Below are 24303 nucleotides of genomic sequence, written 5' to 3' on the forward strand. Positions count from 1 at the left end.
AAGTATGCTAAAAAACTGAGTCTACCGTACTAAAAAATCAACAAATGCTAAGGGTACATATGCCAAATCATCATCAAAACACACTGGGCATTATAGGGGGTATGAGCTGGGAGAGTACCCAAAGCTATTACCGCCTGATTAATGAAGAGGTCAAGGCTGAGCTTGGCGGTCTACATTCAGCAGACCTACTCATTCATAGTGTGGACTTTGCGCCAATCGGTGCGTTACAAGCGCAAGGCGCATGGGATGAGTTGGGTAACATCATGGCAAGTAGTAGCACACGCTTGCAAGCGGCTGGCGCGAAAGGACTGTTAATCGCGACCAATACCATGCATAAAGTTGCAGATGATGTACAAGAGGCGACCGATCTGCCAATAATTCATATTGCTGAGGCGACTGCTAATGCCATCAAAGAACAAAACCTGACCAAGATTGCCTTACTCGGCACCCAATTTACCATGACGCAAGACTTCTATAAGCAGCATCTGATGGATGCAGGCTTGCAAGTACTGATACCAGAAGAGGAGGCACGAGCAGAAGTACATCGCATTATCTACGAGGAGCTGTGCCAAGGGCAAATAAAAGACAGTTCGCGTCACTATTACGTCGATGTCATCAAAGCCCTTGCTGAGCAAGGCGCTGAAGGCGTGATACTGGGCTGTACAGAGATTGGCCTACTGATCACGCAAGCGGACAGTCCGATACCCGTTTTTGATACCACGGCTATTCATGCAAAAGCGGCTGTCGCGTTCTTATTAAATAAAGATTAATGGGTCGTTATCCGCTATAGTTTTATGGCGAGTTAAAAATTGCGATAAGCTTTTTGTCTATGATGAATAAGGAGATTTTGATGACATTATTGCGCGCCAGTATCACCGCATTACTATTGGCTTCGGTCGTAGGATGTACCACACCCAATACCGTGACAGTCAACACCGCCCAAAAGCTCGTACAGTATGAGCGAAATAAAGCCGACCTTGAAAAAAAGGTATTTACGCTGGCGTCTGGCGATACCATGACCTATCTAGAAGGCGGTAACTTAAATGGTGAGCCTTTGTTATTGATCCATGGCTTTGGGGCGAACAAAGACAACTTTACCCGTATTGCTAAAGAATTGGGAGATTATCATTTAATCATTCCTGACTTGTTGGGCTTTGGCGAGTCGAGTAAGCCGCAGCAAGCCGACTACCGTACGGATGCCCAAGCGCAGCGTATGCACGAGCTCATGCAAGCTAAAGGCTTGGCTGGTGGTGTCCACCTAGGCGGTAACTCGATGGGCGGCGGTATCAGTGTTGCCTACGCAGCCATGTACCCTGATAGCGTCAAAAGCTTGTGGTTACTCGACAGTGGTGGCTTTTGGTCAGCAGGGTTTCCAGAAGACAGGTTTGGCGATGGTAGTCTTGAAGATAGCCCGCTGTTGGTCAAGAATGCGGATGACTATTTTGCCTTATATGATTTGGTCATGTACGACCCGCCCTATATTCCCAAAACCGTGCAAGCCGTCTTTGCTCAGAGCAACATTGCCAACCGAGAGCTGCATGCCAACATCCTTAAGCAGATCACGGAAGACAATGTGGAGGCACGCGCCAAAGGCATTGCTCAACACAATATTCCAACGCTTGTCGTTTGGGGCGCTGAGGACAAAATTATAAAGCCTGAGACAGCAGTGGTAATGAAAAAATTAATGCCGCAAGCGAAGGTCATTACGATGCCTAAGGTTGGCCACATACCGATGGTAGAAGCAGTAGATCAGACGGCGGAAGATTATAAAAGGTTTCGGGCAGGGCTTAAAGATAAGTAAGCTATAATTCTTTTATAAGGCGCTTTAGCAATGTCGTTGTATCCTCATCTCTAACCAAAGCGACGCCTTGTCCTGCCCACAAAGACTGGTGTTCTGCGTCCAAACGCTTGGTCGCATCCGCCCGCAAAAACTTGGTCATGGCATTCAATTGTGGGTAGGGCGGTAGGTTCTGCTCGCTCTCAAATTGTGCAAAATCTTGCAAATAATTGTTTAACAAACCGCGTGCAAGCTTGCCGGAAAACAGGCGAGTTAAGCGCGTCTCGCTACTACGCGCCCCTTCACTGACATCGAGTAGCGCTTTCTTATACGTGTCGTTAATACCGCATTTATCTGTGGTTAAAAACACCGTTCCCATTTGCGCAAGTTCAGCACCTGCTGTTTGTACTGCTCTGATATCCTGTGACGTCATAATGCCACCCGCTGCAATCAACGGAATATCGGTACAAGCGCGCGTTTGGCCAATCAGCGTCAATAATCCCAAAGGATCGGTTTCGCTTTGTGGTAACCAGCCGCCACGATGACCGCCTGCCTCTGCACCTTGTACACATACTGCATCTACTCCAATCTCGCTCCATGCTTTGGCTTCCAATGGATGATTGGCCGTACCGATGACGCGCGTTCCTAGACGTTGCAACCGCTGAACTTGCTCAGCGCTGATAATGCCAAAGGTAAAACTGGCGACCGGTACAGGATTGTCATAAAGCACTTGTAGCTGATCTGCAAAATTTTGCGCGGGGCGCTCAGGTAACGCCACCTCGATATTATTGTCCTGATAGTACTGGCTTAGCCAAGCGGGCATCTCTGTATCAAAGGTGCTCGACTCATACTCAGACAACACCATCAGATTGACCATGAAGGGGCGGTTGGTCAGACTTTTAATCGTATTGATTTGGCTGTTTAAAACGTCTGGCGCGGTCATGCCAGCACCCAACGATCCCAGTCCGCCAAAATTACTAACACACGAGATCAGTTCAGGCGTGGTGGCACCGCCTGCCATTGGGGCTTGAACTATGGGGTAGGTTAGGTTAAGCGTATTAAGTAAGGTCATGATAGATCCTTTTTATTAGGATATTTGCATGACTTACTGTAGCAGAGGAAGGCAGAGCGCGTGTTGGATAGTGTTTATTTAGTTGCTAAATAGAGAGGTAGGTTGTGGCTACGAAGTTGTAGTTAAGGTATTTGACTACAACTTAGTTTGTTCGAGCGTTTATGATGTAAGATACAATTATCGACTTCTTATGACAATCTATCCAACGAGCTACTAAATGAGTGCAATACTAAAAGAATATGACAAAAATAAAGATGTGTTAGAGAATCTAGACAAATCTCTTGAGACGCTTATAAACTCTCTGCTTAAACAGAAAGGTATTAAAGTTCATCAAATACAAACTAGAGTCAAAGATAGAGACAGTTTAGAAAAGAAAATTTTAGCAAAACAAAAGTACAAGTCTTTAGACGATATTACAGATATAGTTGGTGTCCGTATCATTACTTATTTTGATGACGAAGTAGACCAAATTGCGACTCTGATTGAGGAAGAATTCGTTATAGATCAAGATAATTCTGTAGATAAGCGAAAAATAGATAGTGATAAATTTGGTTATAGAAGTCTACACTACGTTGCCAATTTAAAAAAAGATAGGACGAACTTACCAGAATATTCTAGCTATAAAGAACAGAAATTTGAGTTTCAAATTAGGACAATCTTGCAGCATTCTTGGGCAGAGATTGAGCATGATTTAGGTTATAAAGGTGAGTTTGAGATTCCTTCTACTGCAAAACGTACTTTCTATAGAGTTGCAGCTCTTTTGGAGCAAGCAGATATCGAGTTCGTAAAATTAAAATCAACTATAGCGGATTATGAAAACAGTTTAAGTCAGAGTATCAAAAATAACCCTAGTCAGATTGAAATAAACAAAGCTTCTCTAACTTCTTTTATGAGTAAGAACGACAATGTAATAAATTTTGAAAATGATGTATTTATTGGTGAATATAATTTGGTTATCGAAGAGTTCAATATTGAAAATTACGTTGATAACCGGTTGATAAATCAGATTAAAAATCTGGGTATTGAAAATGTAGAGCAGTTAGAAAACGCTTATTTAAAAAATGAAAAGGCTACTAGAGAAGCTTTAAAATTAATTTTTAAACCAGAAGGTAGGAGTATGGTACGAGGTGGTTCGGTGTTAGTTTTGATAAACTATGTTTTATCTAACGAAAAGGGTTAGAAAGATTACGGTATAAACTAAACATATATTCTAACTGCAACAACCTTTCGCGTTCATCAGAATCTCAACCCACAGGCGGCCACGGGCGATCAGCATCACTCTTAATCCACTCTGCCACATAGCCAGTTGGTGGCAACTTCCAATCAGATTGACCCAACGCCGCGAGCACTTTTGATGTATCAATGACTCTGCCGCCTTTGGTCACGCCAGTACGCAGTATGGCAGACGAGCAAGGTTTACCCTTGACCCACATCGACTGCTCGATATACATCCAGCGCGTATCAATAGCGATGATTTTGGTTTTAAGCGTGACTTTTTCAAAGGCGCGAATACGCTTGCGATACTGGATGGTACTGCCAGCGACGACCAACCCCCAACGCTGTTTCAATAGCTGCTTGCCAAGTCCTGTTCGTACCGCAAAGTCGATACGTCCCAAATCATACAGCGTGAACACGCGACCATTATTCATCTCTAAGAAGTTATCGATATCCGTCAAGCGGCAGCGAAACTGAATCTCACTGGTCTCTTTCAGCGTTAAAGTCTGACCTTTTTTTACTTGTAGGGCGGCATGAGCGATGGTACTGGCATAGCGGATAAATGGATACATAATCGGACTCTAAATGAGAAAATAGGACAGAGCTTAGGAAGACAGATGACTTATGATGATTTACGCAGAAGCCGCTGAGTCATCATCGGTCTTGGTTGCTTCTACAAAAAAACGCATCGCTGTACTCGGCAGCCAACCCAAATCAAATTTGCGATTGCGGTAGTTTATAAACCCAATATGCCCGCCGTGATCGGTGTCAATTAAGGTCACATTATCAGACACATCGCCACGTGTGGCAGTTGCACCCAAGAATGGATCATCTTTGGCGCTGATGATTAAGGTCGGTTTGGCTATATGAATCAGATGCGGCAATGCGGATGCTTGATAATAATAGTCGTTTTTGGAGCGAAAGCCATGCCGCGGCGCAGTGAAGATATCATCAAACTCGCTGATGCGGTTGGTGGCTTTAATGGCTTTGATCTCATCTTCGGTCAAATTGTTTTTGATGGCTTTGCTGACAATGGGGTTTAACAAGTAAGGCGTATAAATACGTCGACCCAAAAACCGCTCCATCGCTTGCGAGGAGGAGATCAGATCGACAGGCGCAGACGCTACCACGGCGGCTTGGCAAAGTGCCCCCTCACCGTATTCACTCATGTATTTTGCCAGAGCGTTACCGCCCAAAGACACGCCAATACTATAGACCGTTTGGTACTGCTGGTTTAAATACTGTAGTGCGTGCTCAAGCTCACTGGTGTCACCTGCTTGATAAAACACTTGGCCTTTGACAGGGACGCCGCCGCAGCTACGAAAGTGCACCACCACAAAATGCCAGTCGTTGCGCTGTACGGCGTGGGCGAGGGTACGCGCATAGTGGCTGTCGCTACTGCCCTCCATACCGTGAAATAAGACGACTAGGGGTTTTTGGTATTTTCCCTGATCTGCCAGCTTCTCATTAGTATCATAAAAGTCATAGGCAATCTCGCTCTCATCGAGTGAGTCTTTGAGCAGCTCGCGGCGATATTCAGGGGCTTTCGCCGCAATAAATCTAGGCAAGATCGTTTGTAGATGAGCATTCTTCAACCAAAATGGCGGTTTAAAAGGGGCTGGAGAGAAAGCGTTGGTTGGTTTTGAAGTGGACATAGCGGGATCTTATTTAATTATCGTTAAAAAGCAATGCGTTATCATAACGTCAGCAATGGTTAAAACCAACAAGTTTCAGTGAACGCATGGTTACTCAAAACCACTGACGCAAAAACGTTTACGTTTTCTCCAAAACACGTCCATCCATCGCAAGGCGTTCTTTTAGACTGTCTATATCTGCTGCAGCCAGTGTCGCAGTCAGGGTGACTTGTTTACTATAATGTACCTCATCGATATGACCGTTTAGACTGTCGATCACATAGCGGCACTGCGCTTCGGTCGCAAACTCTGCCAAAATTTGCACTTGCAGCAGTGGTACATATGGGCTCAATGTCATTTGGTCGATAGCCGCTTGCGCTGAGCCTGCATAAGCGCGGGTGAGGCCGCCTGCGCCCAGTTTGATGCCGCCAAAGTAACGTACCACAATGATAATGACGTTGCCGATAGATTTGTGCTGCAAAACGTTTAAAATGGGTTTGCCTGCCGTACCGTTTGGCTCGCCATCATCATCAAAACCTGCGCTGGTGGTATTGTTGGGATCGCCAATGATATACGCCCAGCAGTGATGACGGGCGTCCGCATATTGCTCGCGTAATTGTTCCACGTGAAACATCGCGTCTTCCCGTGATGTCACGGGATAAGCGTAAGCAATGAACTCAGATTTTTTGATTTCTAAGCGCGCGGTGACAGCTCGTTTTAGCGTTTGATAGCTCATATTTCATCAGGTCTAGGTTGGATATGGTAAACTGGTCTAACTTTCACTGCTGTCCGTATTTGGCGCAGTGTTCATTTAATTTTTTATTATAGTACCACTTCTGACCAGTTAAGATAGCGAACAAGATAAGTGTGCATACTTGCGACGTTGGCTTTAGAGGCAGAGTAGGTATCATAAAACGGATGGTAGTCAATAGTATGCGTCTAGATAAATTTATTAGTAAAGCCACTGAGCTGTCGCGCAAAGAATCGAAAAAGATTATGCACGCTGGCGAAATCACGGTAAACGATCAAGTCATCAAAGATCCAGGGTTGCATGTCGATATCGTCAATGACGATGTGATGTGGGCAGGCGAGCCATTATCGGTCGCGACTGGTAACCGCTATATCTTACTGCATAAGCCTGAAGGGTTTGAGTGTACCTTAAAAGCCAAAGAGTACCCAATCGTCACCGAGCTGATCGCCGTACCAGAGCTTGGCAGCTTACGTATTGCTGGGCGACTCGATGTCGATACCACAGGCGCGCTGCTCATCAGTGATGATGGCGGCTGGCTGCACCGTGTCACCAGCCCTAAGCACGAGCATGCAAAAGTCTATGAGCTGACCTTAGCAGATGCGATGGATAGCGACGCCCAAGAAAAAGCGGTAAAAAAAGTTGCCGAAGGGATCTTATTAGAAGGCGATCACGAACCCACCAAGCCGGCGATTCTTGAGTTCATTGATGAAACGCACGCGCGTCTGACCTTAGAGCAAGGCAAGTACCATCAAGTCAAACGTATGATGGGGTATTTTGGTAATAAAGTGATCGAGCTGCATCGCGCCAGCATTGGCCATATCAACTTAGACGGTCTGGACAAAGGCGACAGTCGTTTCTTAACAGCCGATGAAGTCGCCAAGTTTTAAGTAAGACACTGCCCTAAAAAGTCGTCCCGAAAACCATCAGCAGCGCACCAAACGTCCGCTGCTTTTTGCTGTCTGTACACTGTCAGCTAGGTCTAATAGCGGTCTGTGTTGCCTGTCTCTTAAAGCTGGGTAGCAATTTTGCAATAATGCGTTTTTAAGCCTTTGCAAAAATCCACTCCATGCTACAGTCTATCTTTATTTTTAATATATGTTTTTGCATAATATATGGCTCATTCGCTTTTTATAGGCTAGGTATGAGTACTATGTTGATAACCAAAACATACTCATTATGAAAAACCAGATAGGACTGTCTCTGTGAAACGCTCTTTATTAACATCCACTACTCTTATTGCTACTTTTATCGTGGCAACCACCGCTTGTGCTCAGCCTAACCCTGCTAGCGTTAGCAGCATTAACACCAATCAAAATGTGGCCAGTCAAAATATAACAAGGACACAAGCGGCTGGCACGGTGAGTCATTCTGTCGACAAGCGGCTGCGCCAAATCCTAAAGCAAGCAGGCATCAAAACGCAAATTACCTCTATTGTGCCATCCAACTTCCCCAATATGTATCAAGTCAATTTGGTGGGTCAGTTGCCACTGCATATGACCGCAGATGGTAAGTACGTCATTCAAGGCGAGCTACAAAAGAACCCAAGCAAGCGAGTAGTGTCCAAAATGGCGCAACGTAGTCACCGCGCACAGATAGGTCAGCCAGTCAGTCCTGCGCTCAAGTCAGCGCTACTTGCCAATATGAGCGCGCTCAAAAACATGAGCGCCAAAACTCCGTTCTTTTATACCGCAGTGCCGGGCGTTATTTGGGGCGCAACGATGGAAGGTGTGCCTTTTTTACTATCGGACGATGCGCAGTACATCACCGATGGTGAGATATCAGTGATCGAAAACGGTCAGTTTGTTGGTCTTGATACAGAGTTTGAGCAGCGTAAAAACCAATCGGTATTTGCGACATTGGATGACGAGCAGCTGATTACTTATCCCGCCACCAGCCCTGAGAGAGCCGTTATATACGTGGCTGACGATGTGAATTGTCCTTACTGCCGCCGTCTACATCAGCGTTTGCCCATGCTCAATGCAAAAGGCGTCACGGTAAATATTATCGGCTATCCGATATATGAGCAGTCGCCCGCGCAAATGCGTGGTATCTGGTGTCAAGGTGATGAAGATAGTCGACGTAAAGCCTTTGATAAAGCCATGTTGCAAGGAGAGATGACGCCCGCACCTGCCAGTTGTAACGTCGATCCTATCACGCCCAATCGCGAAAAAGCCGCAGGGCTTGCCGTGATGGCCACACCGGCCATTTATCGTGAAGATGGCGTGCTATACCAAGCAAGCTTTGAGAGTCCTGAGTTTCTCGAGTTCTTGGGAGTAGAGTAGCCAGTGTCACTCATTCTAAATCGTTCTTATAAAGTTTTTAATAAAAATGATCTATAAAAAAACCGCCCCATGAGTGAGTATCATGGGGCGGTTTTTATTTGGGATAATGGGTTGGGATATCGGCCGTTTAAGGCAAAATAATATCAACGATTTTCCAGTCAATCAGGCCGTCACGCTGCATCTCTATGGTGAGGGGATAGCCTTTAACTTGACCGCTGATTTGGAAGCAATTTATACCGCAGTAGCTCAGTTCTGGTTTGTCACTATCAGAGCCTTGTGCTGCCTGTTGTTCGAGTACGGCTGCTTGTTTTTGCATCATTTGCTGCATTTGGCTTTGAACCACCGCGTTCACATCACCGCGCTGGATGATTAAATTTTGAATCAGGTTTTTTAAGTCGACTTGATTGCTGGTGATTGCCCACGCTGCCGCCAGCTCTTTGGTGGCGGTATTGGCTTGGCCTTGCGTGTTGATGATTTTTTCGATATTTTGCGGCGTAATCGCGCCATCGACTGCCTGCGCGATAAAACTGTTGGCGGCTTGGATTAATGGCTCGCCGCCCAGCTCAGCGACCAATGGATAGTTGCTTATAGTCGCCGAAAACTGACTGGTTAATTGGTTCTGAATACTGGGTCGCACTTGATCATAGTCAATAGCCGCCGCGATGGTGGCACCATCTTTGGCATCATAAGCGTTTTTGAGCTGATAAGCGCTGTAATAAGGCGAACCTGCATAGACTGCCACTGCTATGACCATCAATAAAACAATCAGCTTCTTCATAACAATCGATTCCTTATCACAAATTAATGGCTTTGAAGGTAAATATGAACCACAGTGTTTATTCAACAATAAACAGGGCGATAAATACTAGCATGGCTGACCGTTATGACGGTACGAAAACCTTTGTGTATTTCTTAATAAAACCTTTTTGTATGGGCTATCTCATCCTAACTCACACTTTCCCTGCCTAAGCGCTTGATAAATCGCTGTGCCATCTCCATAAATAGCGCAAACTTTTAATAATTGATTTGGCTAAGCAGCATCCTGCCGTATTCGCTTATAGATTCATACGTTATCTTCTCGTTTTCCCCTTATCTTCTACTATGTTTCATGTGAAACCTTAGAGTGCGATGGTGGGAGGTTAGATAGGAGAGGATGGATTAGGGTTAATGAATCGACTGGCCGGTAGACTGTAAAGACGATAGGAGAGCCCATGAGTAAGCGCGATTTTTATGAAGTGTTAGGTGTCAGCAAGACGGCTGATAGCAAAGAGATTAAGCGGGCTTACCGCAAGCTGGCGATGAAATATCACCCAGACCGTAACTCTGATGACCCTGATGCAGAAGATAAATTTAAAGAAGCGTCAATGGCTTATGAAGTACTGAGTGATGAAGAAAAACGTTCAGCCTATGACCGTATGGGTCACTCTGCCTTTGAAAATGGCATGGGCGGTGGCGGCTTTGGCGGTGCAGGCGGCGGCAATTTCCAAGACATCTTTGGCGATATCTTTGGTAACTTTGGTGATATCTTTGGTCAGTCGCGTGGCGGCGGTGGGCGTTCGCGTCGTGGGTCAGACCTACGTTATGTGATTGAGCTGACGCTCGAAGAAGCGGTACGCGGCTGCAAAAAAGAAATCAGTTTTACTGCCCCTGCGCCTTGTGACACTTGTGATGGTAAAGGGGCAAAAGATGCCTCTGATGTCGTGACTTGTCAGATGTGTCATGGGCAAGGCCAAGTTCGTATGCAACAAGGCTTTTTTGCGGTTCAACAAGCTTGCCCGCAGTGTGGCGGCACGGGTAAACAAATCAAAAACCCTTGTCCTGACTGTCATGGAAATGGGGTGAAGGACAAATCACGCACGCTAGAGGTTTCTATCCCAGCAGGCGTTGATGATGGGGATCGCGTCCGTCTAGCAGGCGAGGGCGAAGCTGGCGGTGCGGGTGTGCAAAATGGCGATCTGTATGTCGAAGTACGCGTCAAACCGCACAACGTCTTTACTCGTCAAGGCGCTGACCTCTACATGGATGTGCCAGTGAGTATTACCGATGCGGCATTGGGTAAAGAAGTTGAAATCCCAACCTTAGATGGCAAAGTAAAAATCAAAGTTGCCGAAGGGACCCAAAGTGGCAAATTGCTACGTGTACGGGGTAAAGGCGTAACGCCAGTTCGTACGACGATGAAAGGCGATTTGATTTGCCGTGTGGTCATCGAGACGCCCGTGAACCTCACACGTGAGCAAAAAGATCTGCTACGTCAATTCCAAGATACGTTAGATGATGATAGCAAGCATCAACAGTCGCCCCATAAAAAGTCTTTCTTTAAAAAGATTGGCGACTTGTTTGACTAAAAGTCCTGCCTAACAGAGATGTGTTTAGCATACTAGCCCAAAGGTTCCATGTGAAACCTTTGGGTTTTTTATTGGTGGTATAAAAAACCATTCACGGGGCGATATTTGCTAAACTTACGATAACCAGTATTTAAAAACAACGGTATTAACTATAAAGTGCGTAGGATAAAAATATGAGTGAGCAAGTCAGTCATCAATCTATCAAGGTAGGGGTAATCGGTGCGGGTGGACGTATGGGGCGTATGCTCATCGAAGCCGTCAATGACAACCCACAAACGACGCTAAAAGCTGCAATTGAACGTCAAGGCTCAAGCCTCGTTGGCGCAGATGCTGGCGAAGTCGCGGCGATCGGTTGTTTAAACGTAGAGATAGTCGACGATTTAAAATCGGTAGTAGACGCCATCGACGTCTTGATTGACTTTAGCTTGCCTGATGCCACTGAACAAAACATGCAGATTTGTGCTGAGCACAATGTCGCTATGGTTATCGGTACCACGGGCTTTAATGAGCAGCAAGAGCAAGTACTGACACAAGCTAGTGAGAACGTGGCCATTGTTTACGCCGGTAACTATTCAACAGGCGTCAATTTGTCATTAAAGCTATTAGCCATGGCTGCCAAAGCCTTTGGAGAAGAAGCGGATGTAGAAGTCATCGAAGCCCATCACAAACATAAAATCGATGCCCCCTCAGGTACGGCGTATATGATGGCACAGGCCGTTGCAGAAGCACGCGGACAGCAACTACAAGACGTGGCCGTGTATGGCCGAGAAGGTCAAACGGGCGAGCGCGAAGCAGGGACGATTGGTATTCATGCCATTCGTGGAGGCGAAATCATTGGCGATCACACCGTGATGTTTATTGCCGATGGCGAAGTCGTTGAGATTACCCACCGTGCACGAGCGCGGATGACTTTTGCTGCTGGGGCGGTACGCGCTGCCACTTGGGTCATTCAGCAATCAGCTGGACAATATAACATGCAGGATGTTTTAGGCTTAAATGAGTAGGGTTTTCTAGTTATGGTTTTATTGATTTGCTCATCATGAGGAATGGCACGTGAATCAATTTAGAGGAGGGCTGATAGCGACGCTTAGTAGTATGATCGCTTTGTTTATTGGCTGTATAAGCCAAACCGCCTTGGTTCTAATTTCTCTAAGAGTACAGTAGTTGCTGGCTGGTGAGAGGGTCAAACACAAAAAAGCGCGGCACTGCGATATACAGTGCCGCGCTTTTTATTAATGCCAGTTATGAAAAACCAATCAATGATTGGAAACTAGTCAACGTAAACCACTTCTAATGGCGGAAAACCATTGAACTCAACCGATGAGTAAGAATTGGTATAAGCACCCGTGGTCAACCAAAAGATTTTATCGCCAATCTCCAGCTCTTCAGGTAGCTGATAGCCTGCTTCTTCGTACATGATGTCAGTTGAATCACAGGTGGGTCCTGCCAATACCACCGTACCTTCGCGGGTGGACGTTTCCATCTTTGGCGTATAAACAGGATACTTGATGGATTCACCCAATGTCTCGATTAAGCCTTGGAACAAGCCTACATCCGTATACACCCAGCGCGTCAAATCCGTATTTGATTTACGAGAAATTAACACCACATCACTAACCAGTACCCCTGAACCGCCAACCAGTGAACGTCCTGGCTCAAGAATAATCTCAGGCATGTCTTCGGCATTATAATCATCCGTCAGATAGCGATTGATCTCTTCTGCATAGACCTTGATGGGATTCACTTCACTGATGTAGTTGGCTGGAAAACCGCCACCCAAATTAATCATTTGTAGCTTAATGTCTTCTTCATTTTTCATCCAGTCAAACATGTATTTGACCTTGGCCAGCGCATCATCCCAAGCAGCGACATCTTTTTGCTGACTGCCCACATGAAACGAGATGCCGTAAGGCACCAAGCCCAAATCGCGAGCTTGAATCAACAGCTCAATCGCCATATCAGGGTGGCAACCAAACTTGCGTGACAATGGCCATTCAGCGGTCTCTGACCCTTGCACCAAGATACGCACAAAGATTTTTGACCCTGGAGCGTGCTTTGCGATATTTTTTAAATCTGCTTCTGAATCGGTTGCATATAAAGTGATGCCTTTATCAAATGCATATTTGACATGTTCGGCTTTTTTGATGGTATTACCGTAAGAGATGCGTGACGCATCCACACCGCAGTCAAGTATTCTATCAAGCTCATAAATTGACGCACAGTCAAAGTTTGAGCCAAGATCAGCAAGTAGATCGATGACTTCGACCGCAGGACTGGCCTTCATCGCATAATGAATTTTGGCAGTAGGGAAAAAACCAACCATTTCATGATATTTGGTTTTAATGCGGTTTAGGTCCACTACCAAAAGTGGCGTCTCGCGACCTTCAGCCGCTTTGGTGAATTTCTGCCAGCCGGCAGGGTCAAAATATTGGTCAATTTTGATCATGGTCATGGTAGAAAACCTTTAATGAAGAAAAATATATGTTAGAGAATTAAAGCGAGGTCACATCACTATTGTATTGCCTCATGCCATTATGATTCTAAGCTTATGAATTTAAGCCTATGAGCCAATTGGCTGATATAACACTCGCTTTATATGACAAGGGCGCTAAATAAAAGCCCGATCAAGAATTGGTGGTTTGCGGCTGTTTATCTGCTGTGTGTTCGCCTTGTTTTTCACGTATCTTGATGACTTTACGCACCTTATCGCGAGCACGCGTTTGTTTTAGACGTGATAAATAATCGACGAATATTACTCCATTTAGATGATCCATTTCATGTTGAATACATACCGCCAGTAAGCCTTCTACTTCTTCATCAATTTTTTCACCATTCTCATCTAACGCTTCGATACGTACTTTATTCGGACGTTCGACCTTATCATAGACATCAGGTACCGATAAACAACCCTCTTCATACGGTTGTTTTTCTTCTACCAGCGGCGTCACTTTTGGGTTAATAAACACCCTAGGGCTATTTTTATCTTCAGATAAATCCATGACAATGAGTTGAATATGATGGTCAACTTGACTGGCCGCCAGACCAATACCTTGGGCATCATACATGGTCTCAATCATATCAGCGATTAAGGTTTTGATTTCAGCAGTCACTTCCTTGACAGGCTTGGCAATGGTGCGCAAGCGCGGGTCTGGGTAATTTAAGATAGGGAGTAATGCCATAACGCTCACCTCAATGATAAGGATAAAATAGGGTTGATATTATAAGATAAATGGGGACAAAAGTAATGCTTATCAATACTTTCCCGCCTAGATCACACTTTTTTGGCTGGCAAAGGACGAAAAGTATCAGCCAAACTCAACATAAAAAAGCCCTGCAATCTGCAAGGCTTTTCTGTTTTTGATTCAGCTGAGGTATAGCAAGCACTTATACACCGCGTTTGCTGACGATCATCTCATACAAGAAAAGTAGGATGATGGCACCAATCACTGAGAAGATCAGACCCGTAAAGCCGCCATCCGCATCGATACCGATGAGGCCTGCAAGAAAGCCGCCCAGCAACGCACCAACGATACCCAGTACAATGGTCATTATCCAGCCCATAGGGTCACTGCCAGGCTTAATGGCACGTGCTAATAAACCTGCGACCAAACCTACGATAATCATCCAAATAAAGCTCATTCTATTCTCCTAATTTATTATCATTCATCATATTTTGCTAATTTTGATAAATACATTGTAAGCACTGCATAGGCGTAAAGGTAAGCGCGAAATGTTACCAATGTATGAGCTATGTGAGAAAAAGCAGGGATTTGCTAATGTGCAGAGAGGATAAGTAAATGAAAGGTTACAAAGGTAGCGACAGTTACAAAACCGCTAGCGTCGTTAGTTATGAGGTCTTCTATCAGTAGAAAGACAATCACAAAACCCGAGAATAAAAAAGCGTAACTCGTCTATGACAAAGCTACGCTCTTGTCTAAATCAAGGGATGTCTCGCTGTTATTTGGGGCGTTATTTGCGACGTAGCACAGTTAAGAGACGCTGATGAATACCTTCAAACCCACCATTCGACATAATCACTATCGCATCGCCTGCTTGCGCATGTGTGCTGATGTGCTCGATAATAGCATCGACACTAGAGAGCACTTGCTGATGGCCAATCTCACTATTTGTGGCAGTGGCCTGTTCGATGACTTCTTTTAGACCCCATTCTAGACCGGTAGGCTCATACCAAAGCGTGTGGTCAGCGAGCGCGGCAGACTCAGCTAGACTGTGTTGGTGAATGCCCATTTTCATGGTGTTACTACGCGGCTCAATGATTGCCCAGATACGTCTACCAGCCAGTTTCTTTTTGGCGCCGTCTAAGGTGGTCATAATAGCAGTGGGGTGATGGGCGAAGTCATCAAAGACTAAGATGTCGTTTACATTGCCAATCAGCTCCATGCGACGTTTGATACCAGCAAACGCAGATAACGCGGCACAAGCAGTCGAAACACTGACCCCAACGTTATAGGCTGCAGCCACCGCCACCAATGCATTGTTCACATTATGTATGCCGCTCATCGACCAATCTACAATGGCTACTTCATTAGTATCAGCTGCAAAAACCACCTTAAACTGACTACCGTCTTTACTTAACAGCTCCGCTTGCCAGTCACTACTGTTTGTTAGGGAGCTATCTTCTGTAGTCGGTTCAGGCACCGTAGAGTCGATCACTGCTGTACGCCAAATGGGGGTCCAAACCCCTTTTGCTAAGGTGTCCTCTAAACTGATGGTCGCGGCTGGCATGATGATTTTGCCAGTGCTGGGTATCATGCGCACCATGTGATGAAACTGGGTCTGAATCGCGTTGAGATCAGCAAAAATATCAGCATGATCGAATTCAAGGTTATTTAAAATAGCGGTACGCGGGCGATAATGAACGAACTTTGAACGCTTATCAAAAAACGCAGAGTCGTACTCATCCGCTTCAATGACAAAATACCCCGTCTTTGAGTTATCATCACTGTTTTTTTCTGCACCCAAATAGCTGCTGTGTGCGAAGACTTGCTGTAGGCGTGCGTCAGTGGTATCGACCAAGGGGACACCGCCGATCAAAAATCCAGTGTCGATGCCGGCATATTGCAGTATCCAAGCGAGCATGGTCGTCGTCGTTGTCTTACCATGAGTACCCGCCACAGCGATCACATGGCGCGATTGTAGCACTTGCTCAGATAAGAACTGCGGCCCTGAGGTGTAGCGTAGGTTTTTGTCTAGCATATATTCGATGACATCCATGCCACGCTTCATGGCATTACCGACGACCACCAAATCTGGTGCCGGCTGTAAATGCTCTATCAGATAGCCTGCTTCGATCGTGACGCCCGCATTCTCAAGTTGGGTGGACATGGGCGGATAAACATTGGCATCTGAGCCTGTGACAGTGTGCCCAAGCGCACGGGCCAGTAGCGCCAGTGAGCCCATAAAAGTACCACAAATACCAAGAATGTGAATATGCATAGACGTTCCGTACGAACTTAAATGAAAGGAGTAAAAGGGCAGAGTTCCCCGTAACTTTGGCAGCATTCAAGGGCTGGCAATGGTCGGAGGTCTGCTGTCTAACTATCATCAGCACTGGCTATTGTCTGTCTTAAAAAGTGCAAACAGACACTAGCATACCAGTGTGGCAACAGGCACTCATTGTAAAGTAAACACCGTTAGATGACCAATAAAAAACGCCTAGCGTGTAGGCGTTGTTCTTCTCATCAATATGACTGATTTACCCTTATCTTATAACGGCTAACCACAAATTTGCAGACGCTTATTTTTTCTGACTGGCTGTCTCATTGTCTATGCTGCTACTGTCTTATTTACGCGATAGGGTATAGTCACTGTCAAGGTTTTTGTACTCATCCATTAACACGAGATGATTGTCTTGAATATAGTAAGTCTCAATGTTTTTGTCTTCATAGACAATGGTAATGATATTGTTGTCTTGGCGATACACACCAGACTCCAATAGCGGCGCACGTGGTGTTTCAGGATAGTTATAAATACTGGTCTTTAGCACTGAGCCGTCAGCAAACAAGTTTAAGGTAACATCGATATTAGCACAGGAGTTACAAGGAACCATGCCCCCGTAATCGCCCATTAACGTAGCCTGTAGAGCGCTACTGCTAGGCGTGTCTGATCCCACCAGCGTCTGTTGCGTATACGCCTCATTGCTTGATTGAGACTGGGCGGCAGCAATGAGCGATTGCCCATCGGCCCCTGTATCCCAGTCGCTATCAGACTCCACTTGACCCACACTACTATCTTGCAAGCGCACGGCGGCACTTTGTAAATCAGAGTCTGCTGAATTACTCACAGGAGCAAAGGTAGTCGCCACGCCTTTATTGGCATTAGATGAGGCACTGTCGCAGCCAACAAGCAGCAAACAAATCGGTAACGCAAGCAAAGAGCAGCCAACGCGTCTAATGACAGTCAGAGGGATAGAGCGAATAGGCGCAAAATATATCATGGTCATACCAAAAAACAGTTTTTAAAACAGTGTGTCTAAAGGTTATCTATACTATCGGCAACACAACGCTGTTGTCAAAAATGCAAGATAATAGAAGGGGCTGTAGTAGATAAGCACTATGCTAGACTACTAAAATGAAGATAACCCGTTGTAAACTAAGTAAAAAAGTACAGCGACGACTATTAGAGTTTTTTACAGCTGAAGTAACCGCTAGAACAGCCGCAGATTTACTCAATATTCAGCCTAATACTGCTGCGCTTTTTTACCATAAAATAAGACTCGTTATAGAGTATTACTTATCTCTTGAAGCAGATGACATCTTTGACGGTGAAGTCGAATTAGATGAAAGTTACTTCGGCGGTGTACGTAAAGGCAAAAGAGGTCGAGGTGCTGCCGGTAAGACAGCGGTGTTTGGTATCCTAAAACGAAATGGTAAGGTTTATACCATTGTCGTAGCAGACACCAAACAAACCACGCTAATGCCCGTTATCAAGCGTAAAATAAAGCCTGACAGCTTTGTTTATACTGACAGCTATCGAAGTTACAATGCATTAGATGTGAGCGACTTTAAACATTTCAGAGTCAATCACTCTAAAGAGTTTACTTGCGGTAAAAACAATCACATCAATGGTATTGAGAACTTCTGGAATCAGTCTAAACGAACCCTCAGGAAATATAATGGAATCGATAAGAAGAACTTCCATTTATTTTTAAAAGAGTGCGAGTTTAGATTTAACTATGGGTCATCATCTAATCAGCTTAAAACCCTGAGAAAATGGTGTGATATTTAATCCTTATCTACTACAGCCCCTAATAGAATAAGTTTTCAAAGAACCAAAGGTTGCAACCTTAATAACGTCATTTAAATTTTTATCGTTAAGAGGATGTTACCAACAGTCTCAAGCTTAGCGGTCAAAAGGGTTGCGTAACTAAACCCCATTGTTCAAACAAAAGGCGAATAGACTGTGTCAAGATAGCAAGAGCTACCGCTATATCTGTGGTTTTTTTGTTATGGACAAACTACCTAAAAGGTCAGACTGACTATCCAACCAACCAGTAGATCTGATTAATCAAGGTTGGCAGCCGTGCTTAATAGGGGCTTACCTCAACACAGACAGGAAGGAGGATATCACTCATGTCTGCTGCGATAGAGGATTATAGCGGAAAACCCGCGTGAATTCTAATTTGCTACTAAGCAAGACGATTATGGGTGGCAGGTCGCAGGATACGCCATAAGATCAGACTATGTACCACCAGTAGTAAACTAAATAAAATCAAAGACTGCTCAGGGATGCTTAATCCCATAAACGTCCAGTCAATAGCGGCACACTCGCCAGAGCCTGCAAAGACCTCTTTAAACACTTGTAAAATAGGTAAGGTGTCTAGCCAGTAGTCGAGTCCTGGGCCGCAAGAAGGCACTTGATCAGCAGGCAAGTGCTGTAACCAAACGTGACGCCCGGCCACCGCAGTCGCCCAGCCAATCCCCGCTAAGCTACCAAGCCACAACCCCAACCTGATAGCCACAGATTTGGGGTTGAATAATGCTGCTATGAGGGCAAAACCACCCATGACCATCAAGCCAATACGTTGAAAAATACAAAGTGGACAAGGTAAAAGCCCCAGATGGCGCTGCAAAAAAAACAGGGCAAAACTCATACCTATCACGGCCATTATCACTAAAAATACTTGTAAACTGCGGTAAGTGGTCAGCTGTAGCATCAAATGGTTACTCTTATAAAGTAGTTATCTATAAAAATAAGATAACAGTCAAAAACATTGAAGGTCACAGTCAAGACTTAGCGATACTGTTGTAAAAATTCCATAAAGTCTTCTGTTTCGGCTTTTTCAATATCAGCTTGCTGTAGTAGTGATTTTTCTGCCAGCACTTCATACTTCGCTTGGGTATTTGGGCTCAGCGTTTGTTGTAATAGTGAGTCACGATGCTGCTCGGCTAAGGTAAAGCCAAGCTGCCATAAGCTGCCCAGACGTTTACTATCAGAATTGACTTGTGCTGAGATGGTCGACTCAGGATGCCCCGCTTTGCCTTGCATTAGGGCGACTGCTGCACGGTAATCGTTGCCACCATAGTGAGCGTCAAGTAATGCGGCAAGCGGTTGCATACGCTCTAAGTGTTCTAGCATCCAGCTTTCGAGTAATTTCTCTTTGCCACTGTCTAAGATATGCAAGCCCTCACGGCGGCCTTCGTTTACCACGCGCTCAAGATTAATGGCCAGCGCTTCCTCTTCATCAGGTAGCAGGTTGGGTGAGTCGCTCAGCAGACAGTACAGCGCCATGACTTCTAAGAAACAGGCACTAGAGAGACGGATGCCGACATCGCTATAAGGGTCGAGATCGATCGCGCGGAATTCAACATAAGCGATACCACGACGCTCAAGCGCTTCGGTCGGTGTCTCACCGCTCATCGCGATTTGTTTGGGGCGGATAGGGCTATAGTATTCATTTTCTATTTGTAAAATATGGTTATTGATCTGAATAGGGTTGCCATCCGCATCATCTAAGCCAAGCTTGGCAAAGCTTTCATGCGGCGTTTGAATGGCACGGCGCAACCCATCCACATACTCTGGTAGATAGTTATAACGAATATCAAGTTGCTCTTGCACACTATTGGTATAGCCAAGCTTGCCCATCCGTAGGCTGGTTGCGGCAGGTTTGTAGTAGGTTGCGTCATTTAGTCGTTCTAAATCATGCTCACGCCCTGCTATAAAACAAGGACACACGCTTGGGCTGGCCCCAAGTAAGTAAAGAACGAGACTGGTCAGACGCTTAAAGTTACGAATAAGCCCTAAGTACTTTTCGTTTTTGAATTCTGTCAGCGTCTGGCTTTGCGCTGAAGTTACTTGTGACTGCCAAGCTGCAAACAATCCATCACCAAAAGACAAGTTGTAGTGTAAGCCTGCGATCGCCTGCATACGACGACCATAACGGATACCAAGTCCACTACGATACAAGGTTTTCAGCTTACCAGTATTAGAGCTGCCGTAATTGGCTAATGGAATGTCTTCATCGTTAGCCGATAGCATACATGGCATCGATAGCGGCCACATCAGCTCACCTTCGGGTATGCCTTGATAGACCAACACGTGCAGCTGACGCAGCATGTTCAGCGTCTCTTTAGGTGAGGTTTTGGGCTCAGTGATGAGTTCAAGTAGGCTTTCTGAATAATCAGTGGTAATAAAAGGATGGGTGAGCTTTGACCCAAGTTTGCTGGGATGGGGGGTTTGGGCCAAGTAACCATCAGGCTTGACGCGTAGCCCCTCTTTTTCGATACCACGTAGCATACCCGTTAGTAGATTGGTGTCAAACCAGTTGGGAATTTCAAAATTAACAAAGCTACTCGCAAAATTACTCATAATAGTCATCTATTGTTATTTATTATGGCGGATCAAAACACGACTGGCGTTTGACCATAACAGAGGTAAATATTGGATTTAGAATGCCGTCAGTTTAGCTTAAAGCTGTCTTGAAAACCACGAACAATTACAAATACGATAAGCTTTGCAAGGGTCCAACTGCCTAGATTCCAGCAGTTATTTGGTTTAAATTATTCATCAACAGCGCTTTACTATTACTCTATAAAATAAAAAGCATCTACCCATTAGATAGATGCTTTGAAAGCGCTACGTTAAGCGTATTATCATAGCGCGGACGAGCTTTTAAGGCATCATGACGGACAAGTAATGCGTCCTCATTTAAATAGAGAACGACGAGCCACAGCCACAAGTGGTGGTGGCATTTGGGTTGGTCACGATAAAGCGGGCGCCCTCTAGTCCTTCAGTATAATCAACGGTAGAGCCTTGCAAGTACTGATAACTTAGCGAATCTACGACGAGCGTCACATCACCATTGTCAAAGTTGGCATCGTCTTCATTTAAGTCATTGGCAAAGTTAAAGCCATATGAAAAACCTGAACAGCCTCCGCCAGTCACGTACACACGTAGCATCAGGTCACTGTCACCTTCTTCTTCACGTAGGCGACGGACCTTTTGTGCTGCGCTGTCAGTGAGGCTCAAGACGGTTGGATCTACAGGTTGGCTCGAGCTTGGGTTAAATTGGTTGGTTGAGTCGTTCATATCTACCTCAGTTGCTAGGATCAAAGGCTGTCGTCGTCCTGTTTGGGTTTGCAATTCATTGTTTGCAAATAAAGATACGCACGGCGTTTGATTTGATTGGGTGCTGTCATTGTGGCAACGCTGTTAAAACATTATAAATATTACTTTGGCGCCACCACAACGTTTTCGTTGATTGCTGACACATCTCTTGTAGCAGTATATCATAATGGGGGTGGCACATCGTTTGTCAAGCGTGTCACCGCCAACCAAATTTAATGTAGCGACTTTAGCCTTTATGACGCTCATTATTTTTTGTAACTCTAAGCGCTTTTTACGCAAATAAATACTTAGTTTTGAAATAGTTATTTAATCGTTTGCCTATGGGTCATGCGTTTGAAATAATAGCCGCCAATTAACATGCCAGATGTGTGTTTTTCTTGCCTTATATTTTATATTACTGTTGAGATGAAGAAACTATATGATCGAATTTAAAGACGTTGGTGTTCGCCGTGATGGCCGTGAATTGTTTGCAGGGGCAAGCTTCCAGCTACATCCGGGCCACAAGGTTGGCTTAACGGGCAATAACGGCACGGGCAAATCTACCTTGTTTGCCTTATTATTGACGCAAATGGGCACGGGCGAGACTGAAGTCACGCTGGATCGGGGCGAGGTCAGCATCCCAGATAGCTGGCATGTGGCGCACATGGCGCAGGAAGTTGGCGCTACTACGCAGACAGCCATTGATTATGTATTGAGCGGTGATGAGCAGTGGTATGAGATTAACGCGGCGTTAAATGATTTGAGCAGCGTGAGTGATGAGCAGATCGGTGTTTTGCATCAGCAGTTTGATGAAATTGATGGCTATCGCACGCCGACCAAAGCGGCGCAAATCATGGCAGGACTTGGGTTTAATACCAACCAGCACGAGTTGCCTGTAGAGGGGTTTTCGGGTGGCTGGCGCATGCGTTTGAATCTGGCCAAAACCTTGATGAGCCGTGCGGATTTAATGCTACTCGATGAGCCAACCAACCATTTGGACTTGGATGCAATCTTATGGCTTGAGACATGGATCAACGCCTATACGGGTCTGGTCATTGTGATCTCGCATGACCAAGCATTTTTAGATGCCACGGTCGGTCATATCTTGCATGTTGAGCAGCAAAAAATCACCCTTTATACGGGTAATTATCAGCAGTTTATCCGTACGCGTCATGAGCGTATGGCGCAGCAGCAGCAAGCGTTTGAAAAGCAGCAAGCAACCAAAGCGCATTTGGATGACTTTATTCGTCGTTTCCGCGCCAAAGCCAGTAAAGCCAAACAAGCCCAGAGCCGTATCAAACAGCTTGAGCGTATGGCAGAGCTGTCACCGATGATGGCAGACAATCCTTTCTCTTTCCGCTTTTATGAGCCTGCCAACATGAGCTCCCCGCTGATTGAGCTGACACAAGCGGATATCGGCTATAGCGATACGCCACTTCTCTACAACGCCAATGTACAAGTAACGCCTGACACGCGTCTTGGCTTGCTGGGTATGAATGGCGCAGGTAAGTCAACGCTGATTAAAGCCTTGGTGGGTGAGCTTGGGATTTTATCAGGGACGTACCGTGTGTCTGATACCCTAAAATTAGGCTACTTTAACCAGCATCAAATGGATATTCTAGATGCCAAAGCAACGCCTATAGAGATGCTACGTCGCCTAGCAGGTAAGACTTCAGACGCCTTATTGCGTTCGTTCCTTGGTAGTTTTGACTTTCGCGGTGATCGTATCGATACGCCAAGTGAGTTGTTCTCGGGCGGCGAGCGCGCGCGCTTGACCTTGGCATTGATTGTTTGGCAGCGTCCAAACGTGCTTGTCCTCGATGAGCCAACCAACCATTTAGACTTACAAATGCGCCAAGCATTGACCATCGCATTGCAAGGCTTCCAAGGCGCGGTGGTATTGGTCTCGCACGACCGTGAGCTGATTGCCAATGTCTGTGATGAGCTGTATTTGGTCCATGACGGGCAAATCGATGAATTCGATGGTGACATCAGTGACTATGGCAAGTGGTTGGCAGAAAAGCGGAAGCAAGAAAACTCCCAAGATAAAAGTAGCCATAAGAAGAAAAACAAGAAAGAGAGTAAGAAGTTTGTTTCACGTGAAACAGCCGACAGTCAAACGAGTAGTAAAGCGCCTACGGTAACGTCGAAAAAAAAAGCCACTGAGTCGGCTCTGAGCAAAGAAGAGCAGCGTAAACAAGCCGCAGAACAGCGCAAATTAACCGCACCCGTTCGCCGTGATATTGAAAATACAGAAAAGGTATTGGCTAAGATTGCGGAAAAACTAGACACGCTTGAAGAGAAGCTTGCCGACAGCACCCTCTACGAAGACAGCCGTAAATCTGACTTGCTCGTATTACTCAATGAGCAAACGGCTCTACAGCAGCAGCATAGTGACCATGAGGAACAGCTACTGTTAGCGATGACGACGTTAGAGGACATGGAAGCGAGTTTTGAATAAAGGAGTCTCATTAGCAGGTTTTGATGGGGACAGCCGTTTTTAATACAAAAAAAGACGTAAAAAAGGGAGGGCATGAACTGACCCCCAAATGTTGGACGGTTTAAGTTTATATCAAGGACTGAGTTCTGTACTGCACAGGACTCAGTCCTTTTAGTTTCACTTGAATACGCTCATGATTGTAATAGTGCATGTACTCATGA

At 45.4% G+C, this 24303-nt stretch carries 23 protein-coding genes; 9 read left to right on the plus strand and 14 right to left on the minus strand.

The window, feature by feature from the left end; translation table 11 throughout:
- Positions 1–59: 59 nt before the first annotated feature.
- Positions 60–770, plus strand: coding sequence for an aspartate/glutamate racemase family protein (locus DVY93_RS09050; protein ID WP_230710427.1), 711 nt, complete (start codon positions 60–62; stop codon positions 768–770).
- Between the two features lie 80 nt (positions 771–850).
- Positions 851–1801: an alpha/beta fold hydrolase gene (locus DVY93_RS09055; RefSeq protein ID WP_230710429.1), complete on the plus strand. Its 951-nt coding sequence runs from the start codon at positions 851–853 to the stop codon at positions 1799–1801.
- A gap of 1 nt (position 1802) precedes the next feature.
- On the opposite strand, the gene DVY93_RS09060 is transcribed toward DVY93_RS09055, so the two are convergent.
- Positions 1803–2849 (minus strand): NAD(P)H-dependent flavin oxidoreductase, encoded by a 1047-nt coding sequence (locus DVY93_RS09060; protein WP_230710430.1) that lies wholly within the window; start codon positions 2847–2849, stop codon positions 1803–1805.
- Between the two features lie 217 nt (positions 2850–3066).
- On the opposite strand from DVY93_RS09060, the gene DVY93_RS09065 reads away from it, so the two are divergent.
- Positions 3067–4029, plus strand: coding sequence for a GTP pyrophosphokinase (locus DVY93_RS09065; protein WP_230710431.1), 963 nt, complete (start codon positions 3067–3069; stop codon positions 4027–4029).
- 64 nt (positions 4030–4093) lie between these two features.
- On the opposite strand, the gene DVY93_RS09070 is transcribed toward DVY93_RS09065, so the two are convergent.
- The 3 genes from DVY93_RS09070 to DVY93_RS09080 form a co-directional block, all read right to left on the minus strand.
- Positions 4094–4636, minus strand: a complete 543-nt coding sequence (locus tag DVY93_RS09070; protein WP_230710432.1) for an acyl-CoA thioesterase — start codon at positions 4634–4636, stop codon at positions 4094–4096.
- Between the two features lie 60 nt (positions 4637–4696).
- Positions 4697–5719, minus strand: coding sequence for a YheT family hydrolase (locus DVY93_RS09075; protein ID WP_230710433.1), 1023 nt, complete (start codon positions 5717–5719; stop codon positions 4697–4699).
- 118 nt (positions 5720–5837) lie between these two features.
- Entirely contained in the window at positions 5838–6434 is a 597-nt protein-coding gene (locus tag DVY93_RS09080; RefSeq protein ID WP_230710434.1) for a YigZ family protein, read from the minus strand.
- 197 nt (positions 6435–6631) lie between these two features.
- On the opposite strand from DVY93_RS09080, the gene DVY93_RS09085 reads away from it, so the two are divergent.
- Positions 6632–7336, plus strand: a complete 705-nt coding sequence (locus DVY93_RS09085) for a pseudouridine synthase (protein ID WP_193005692.1) — start codon at positions 6632–6634, stop codon at positions 7334–7336.
- 315 nt (positions 7337–7651) lie between these two features.
- Complete coding sequence (locus DVY93_RS09090) at positions 7652–8731, plus strand: disulfide isomerase DsbC N-terminal domain-containing protein (protein ID WP_230710435.1); 1080 nt, start codon at positions 7652–7654, stop codon at positions 8729–8731.
- 127 nt (positions 8732–8858) lie between these two features.
- Here DVY93_RS09090 and DVY93_RS09095 read toward each other — a convergent pair whose 3' ends face one another.
- Entirely contained in the window at positions 8859–9509 is a 651-nt protein-coding gene (locus tag DVY93_RS09095; protein ID WP_230710438.1) for a DUF2939 domain-containing protein, read from the minus strand.
- 433 nt (positions 9510–9942) lie between these two features.
- Between DVY93_RS09095 and dnaJ the strand changes: the two genes are divergently transcribed.
- Together dnaJ and dapB are read left to right on the plus strand one after the other, a co-directional pair.
- The gene (dnaJ, locus tag DVY93_RS09100) at positions 9943–11076 is read left to right on the plus strand and encodes a molecular chaperone DnaJ (RefSeq protein ID WP_193005689.1); all 1134 of its coding nucleotides are present in this window, start codon (positions 9943–9945) and stop codon (positions 11074–11076) included.
- 173 nt (positions 11077–11249) lie between these two features.
- Positions 11250–12080 carry a 4-hydroxy-tetrahydrodipicolinate reductase gene (gene dapB, locus DVY93_RS09105; RefSeq protein ID WP_230710439.1) on the plus strand — a complete coding sequence of 277 codons (831 nt, stop codon included), beginning with the start codon at positions 11250–11252 and terminating at the stop codon, positions 12078–12080.
- 266 nt (positions 12081–12346) lie between these two features.
- On the opposite strand, the gene DVY93_RS09110 is transcribed toward dapB, so the two are convergent.
- The 5 genes from DVY93_RS09110 to DVY93_RS09130 all read right to left on the minus strand — a co-directional run bounded on the left by DVY93_RS09110 (position 12347) and on the right by DVY93_RS09130 (position 17539).
- Positions 12347–13522: a type III PLP-dependent enzyme gene (locus DVY93_RS09110; RefSeq protein WP_230710452.1), complete on the minus strand. Its 1176-nt coding sequence runs from the start codon at positions 13520–13522 to the stop codon at positions 12347–12349.
- Positions 13523–13700: 178 nt separating this feature from the next.
- A complete protein-coding gene (def, locus tag DVY93_RS09115; RefSeq protein WP_198334764.1) occupies positions 13701–14255 on the minus strand; it encodes a peptide deformylase in 555 nt (184 codons plus the stop codon).
- 205 nt (positions 14256–14460) lie between these two features.
- Entirely contained in the window at positions 14461–14715 is a 255-nt protein-coding gene (locus tag DVY93_RS09120) for a GlsB/YeaQ/YmgE family stress response membrane protein (protein WP_198334763.1), read from the minus strand.
- A gap of 330 nt (positions 14716–15045) precedes the next feature.
- Positions 15046–16533 (minus strand): UDP-N-acetylmuramate:L-alanyl-gamma-D-glutamyl-meso-diaminopimelate ligase, encoded by a 1488-nt coding sequence (gene mpl / locus DVY93_RS09125; protein WP_198334762.1) that lies wholly within the window; start codon positions 16531–16533, stop codon positions 15046–15048.
- 346 nt (positions 16534–16879) lie between these two features.
- Complete coding sequence (locus DVY93_RS09130) at positions 16880–17539, minus strand: copper resistance protein NlpE N-terminal domain-containing protein (protein ID WP_226949448.1); 660 nt, start codon at positions 17537–17539, stop codon at positions 16880–16882.
- Positions 17540–17667: 128 nt separating this feature from the next.
- On the opposite strand from DVY93_RS09130, the gene DVY93_RS09135 reads away from it, so the two are divergent.
- A complete protein-coding gene (locus DVY93_RS09135) occupies positions 17668–18324 on the plus strand; it encodes an IS1595 family transposase (protein ID WP_193006795.1) in 657 nt (218 codons plus the stop codon).
- Positions 18325–18724: 400 nt separating this feature from the next.
- Here the strand turns inward: DVY93_RS09135 and DVY93_RS09140 are convergent, their stop codons facing one another.
- The 3 genes from DVY93_RS09140 to erpA all read right to left on the minus strand — a co-directional run bounded on the left by DVY93_RS09140 (position 18725) and on the right by erpA (position 21624).
- Positions 18725–19252 (minus strand): disulfide bond formation protein B, encoded by a 528-nt coding sequence (locus DVY93_RS09140; RefSeq protein WP_230710441.1) that lies wholly within the window; start codon positions 19250–19252, stop codon positions 18725–18727.
- A gap of 77 nt (positions 19253–19329) precedes the next feature.
- The gene (gene gshA / locus DVY93_RS09145) at positions 19330–20904 is read right to left on the minus strand and encodes a glutamate--cysteine ligase (protein ID WP_230710443.1); all 1575 of its coding nucleotides are present in this window, start codon (positions 20902–20904) and stop codon (positions 19330–19332) included.
- A gap of 339 nt (positions 20905–21243) precedes the next feature.
- Positions 21244–21624 carry an iron-sulfur cluster insertion protein ErpA gene (erpA, locus tag DVY93_RS09150; RefSeq protein ID WP_227670198.1) on the minus strand — a complete coding sequence of 127 codons (381 nt, stop codon included), beginning with the start codon at positions 21622–21624 and terminating at the stop codon, positions 21244–21246.
- 457 nt (positions 21625–22081) lie between these two features.
- Between erpA and DVY93_RS09155 the strand changes: the two genes are divergently transcribed.
- Positions 22082–24103, plus strand: coding sequence for an ATP-binding cassette domain-containing protein (locus DVY93_RS09155; protein WP_230710445.1), 2022 nt, complete (start codon positions 22082–22084; stop codon positions 24101–24103).
- 106 nt (positions 24104–24209) lie between these two features.
- Here the strand turns inward: DVY93_RS09155 and DVY93_RS09160 are convergent.
- Positions 24210–24303, minus strand: a 94-nt coding sequence (locus tag DVY93_RS09160) for an IS3 family transposase (RefSeq protein WP_230709008.1), incomplete at its 5' end; no start/stop codon positions are given.

Origin of the sequence: Psychrobacter sp. CCUG 69069 (assembly GCF_021023115.1) — a bacterium.
Classification (GTDB): domain Bacteria; phylum Pseudomonadota; class Gammaproteobacteria; order Pseudomonadales; family Moraxellaceae; genus Psychrobacter; species Psychrobacter namhaensis.

What these genes read in the sequence shown, in the direction of transcription:
- DVY93_RS09130 (WP_226949448.1), bottom strand. Translation starts at nt 17,539, where the DNA reads ATGACCATGATATATTTTGCGCCTATTCGCTCTATCCCTCTGACTGTC.
- def (WP_198334764.1), bottom strand. Translation starts at nt 14,255, where the DNA reads ATGGCATTACTCCCTATCTTAAATTACCCAGACCCGCGCTTGCGCACC.
- DVY93_RS09070 (WP_230710432.1), bottom strand. Translation starts at nt 4,636, where the DNA reads ATGTATCCATTTATCCGCTATGCCAGTACCATCGCTCATGCCGCCCTA.
- DVY93_RS09060 (WP_230710430.1), bottom strand. Translation starts at nt 2,849, where the DNA reads ATGACCTTACTTAATACGCTTAACCTAACCTACCCCATAGTTCAAGCC.
- DVY93_RS09135 (WP_193006795.1), top strand. Translation starts at nt 17,668, where the DNA reads ATGAAGATAACCCGTTGTAAACTAAGTAAAAAAGTACAGCGACGACTA.
- DVY93_RS09050 (WP_230710427.1), top strand. Translation starts at nt 60, where the DNA reads ATGCCAAATCATCATCAAAACACACTGGGCATTATAGGGGGTATGAGC.
- DVY93_RS09065 (WP_230710431.1), top strand. Translation starts at nt 3,067, where the DNA reads ATGAGTGCAATACTAAAAGAATATGACAAAAATAAAGATGTGTTAGAG.
- dapB (WP_230710439.1), top strand. Translation starts at nt 11,250, where the DNA reads ATGAGTGAGCAAGTCAGTCATCAATCTATCAAGGTAGGGGTAATCGGT.
- DVY93_RS09085 (WP_193005692.1), top strand. Translation starts at nt 6,632, where the DNA reads ATGCGTCTAGATAAATTTATTAGTAAAGCCACTGAGCTGTCGCGCAAA.
- DVY93_RS09140 (WP_230710441.1), bottom strand. Translation starts at nt 19,252, where the DNA reads ATGCTACAGCTGACCACTTACCGCAGTTTACAAGTATTTTTAGTGATA.
- gshA (WP_230710443.1), bottom strand. Translation starts at nt 20,904, where the DNA reads ATGAGTAATTTTGCGAGTAGCTTTGTTAATTTTGAAATTCCCAACTGG.
- DVY93_RS09155 (WP_230710445.1), top strand. Translation starts at nt 22,082, where the DNA reads ATGATCGAATTTAAAGACGTTGGTGTTCGCCGTGATGGCCGTGAATTG.
- dnaJ (WP_193005689.1), top strand. Translation starts at nt 9,943, where the DNA reads ATGAGTAAGCGCGATTTTTATGAAGTGTTAGGTGTCAGCAAGACGGCT.
- mpl (WP_198334762.1), bottom strand. Translation starts at nt 16,533, where the DNA reads ATGCATATTCACATTCTTGGTATTTGTGGTACTTTTATGGGCTCACTG.
- DVY93_RS09075 (WP_230710433.1), bottom strand. Translation starts at nt 5,719, where the DNA reads ATGTCCACTTCAAAACCAACCAACGCTTTCTCTCCAGCCCCTTTTAAA.
- DVY93_RS09095 (WP_230710438.1), bottom strand. Translation starts at nt 9,509, where the DNA reads ATGAAGAAGCTGATTGTTTTATTGATGGTCATAGCAGTGGCAGTCTAT.
- DVY93_RS09120 (WP_198334763.1), bottom strand. Translation starts at nt 14,715, where the DNA reads ATGAGCTTTATTTGGATGATTATCGTAGGTTTGGTCGCAGGTTTATTA.
- DVY93_RS09080 (WP_230710434.1), bottom strand. Translation starts at nt 6,434, where the DNA reads ATGAGCTATCAAACGCTAAAACGAGCTGTCACCGCGCGCTTAGAAATC.
- erpA (WP_227670198.1), bottom strand. Translation starts at nt 21,624, where the DNA reads ATGAACGACTCAACCAACCAATTTAACCCAAGCTCGAGCCAACCTGTA.
- DVY93_RS09055 (WP_230710429.1), top strand. Translation starts at nt 851, where the DNA reads ATGACATTATTGCGCGCCAGTATCACCGCATTACTATTGGCTTCGGTC.
- DVY93_RS09110 (WP_230710452.1), bottom strand. Translation starts at nt 13,522, where the DNA reads ATGATCAAAATTGACCAATATTTTGACCCTGCCGGCTGGCAGAAATTC.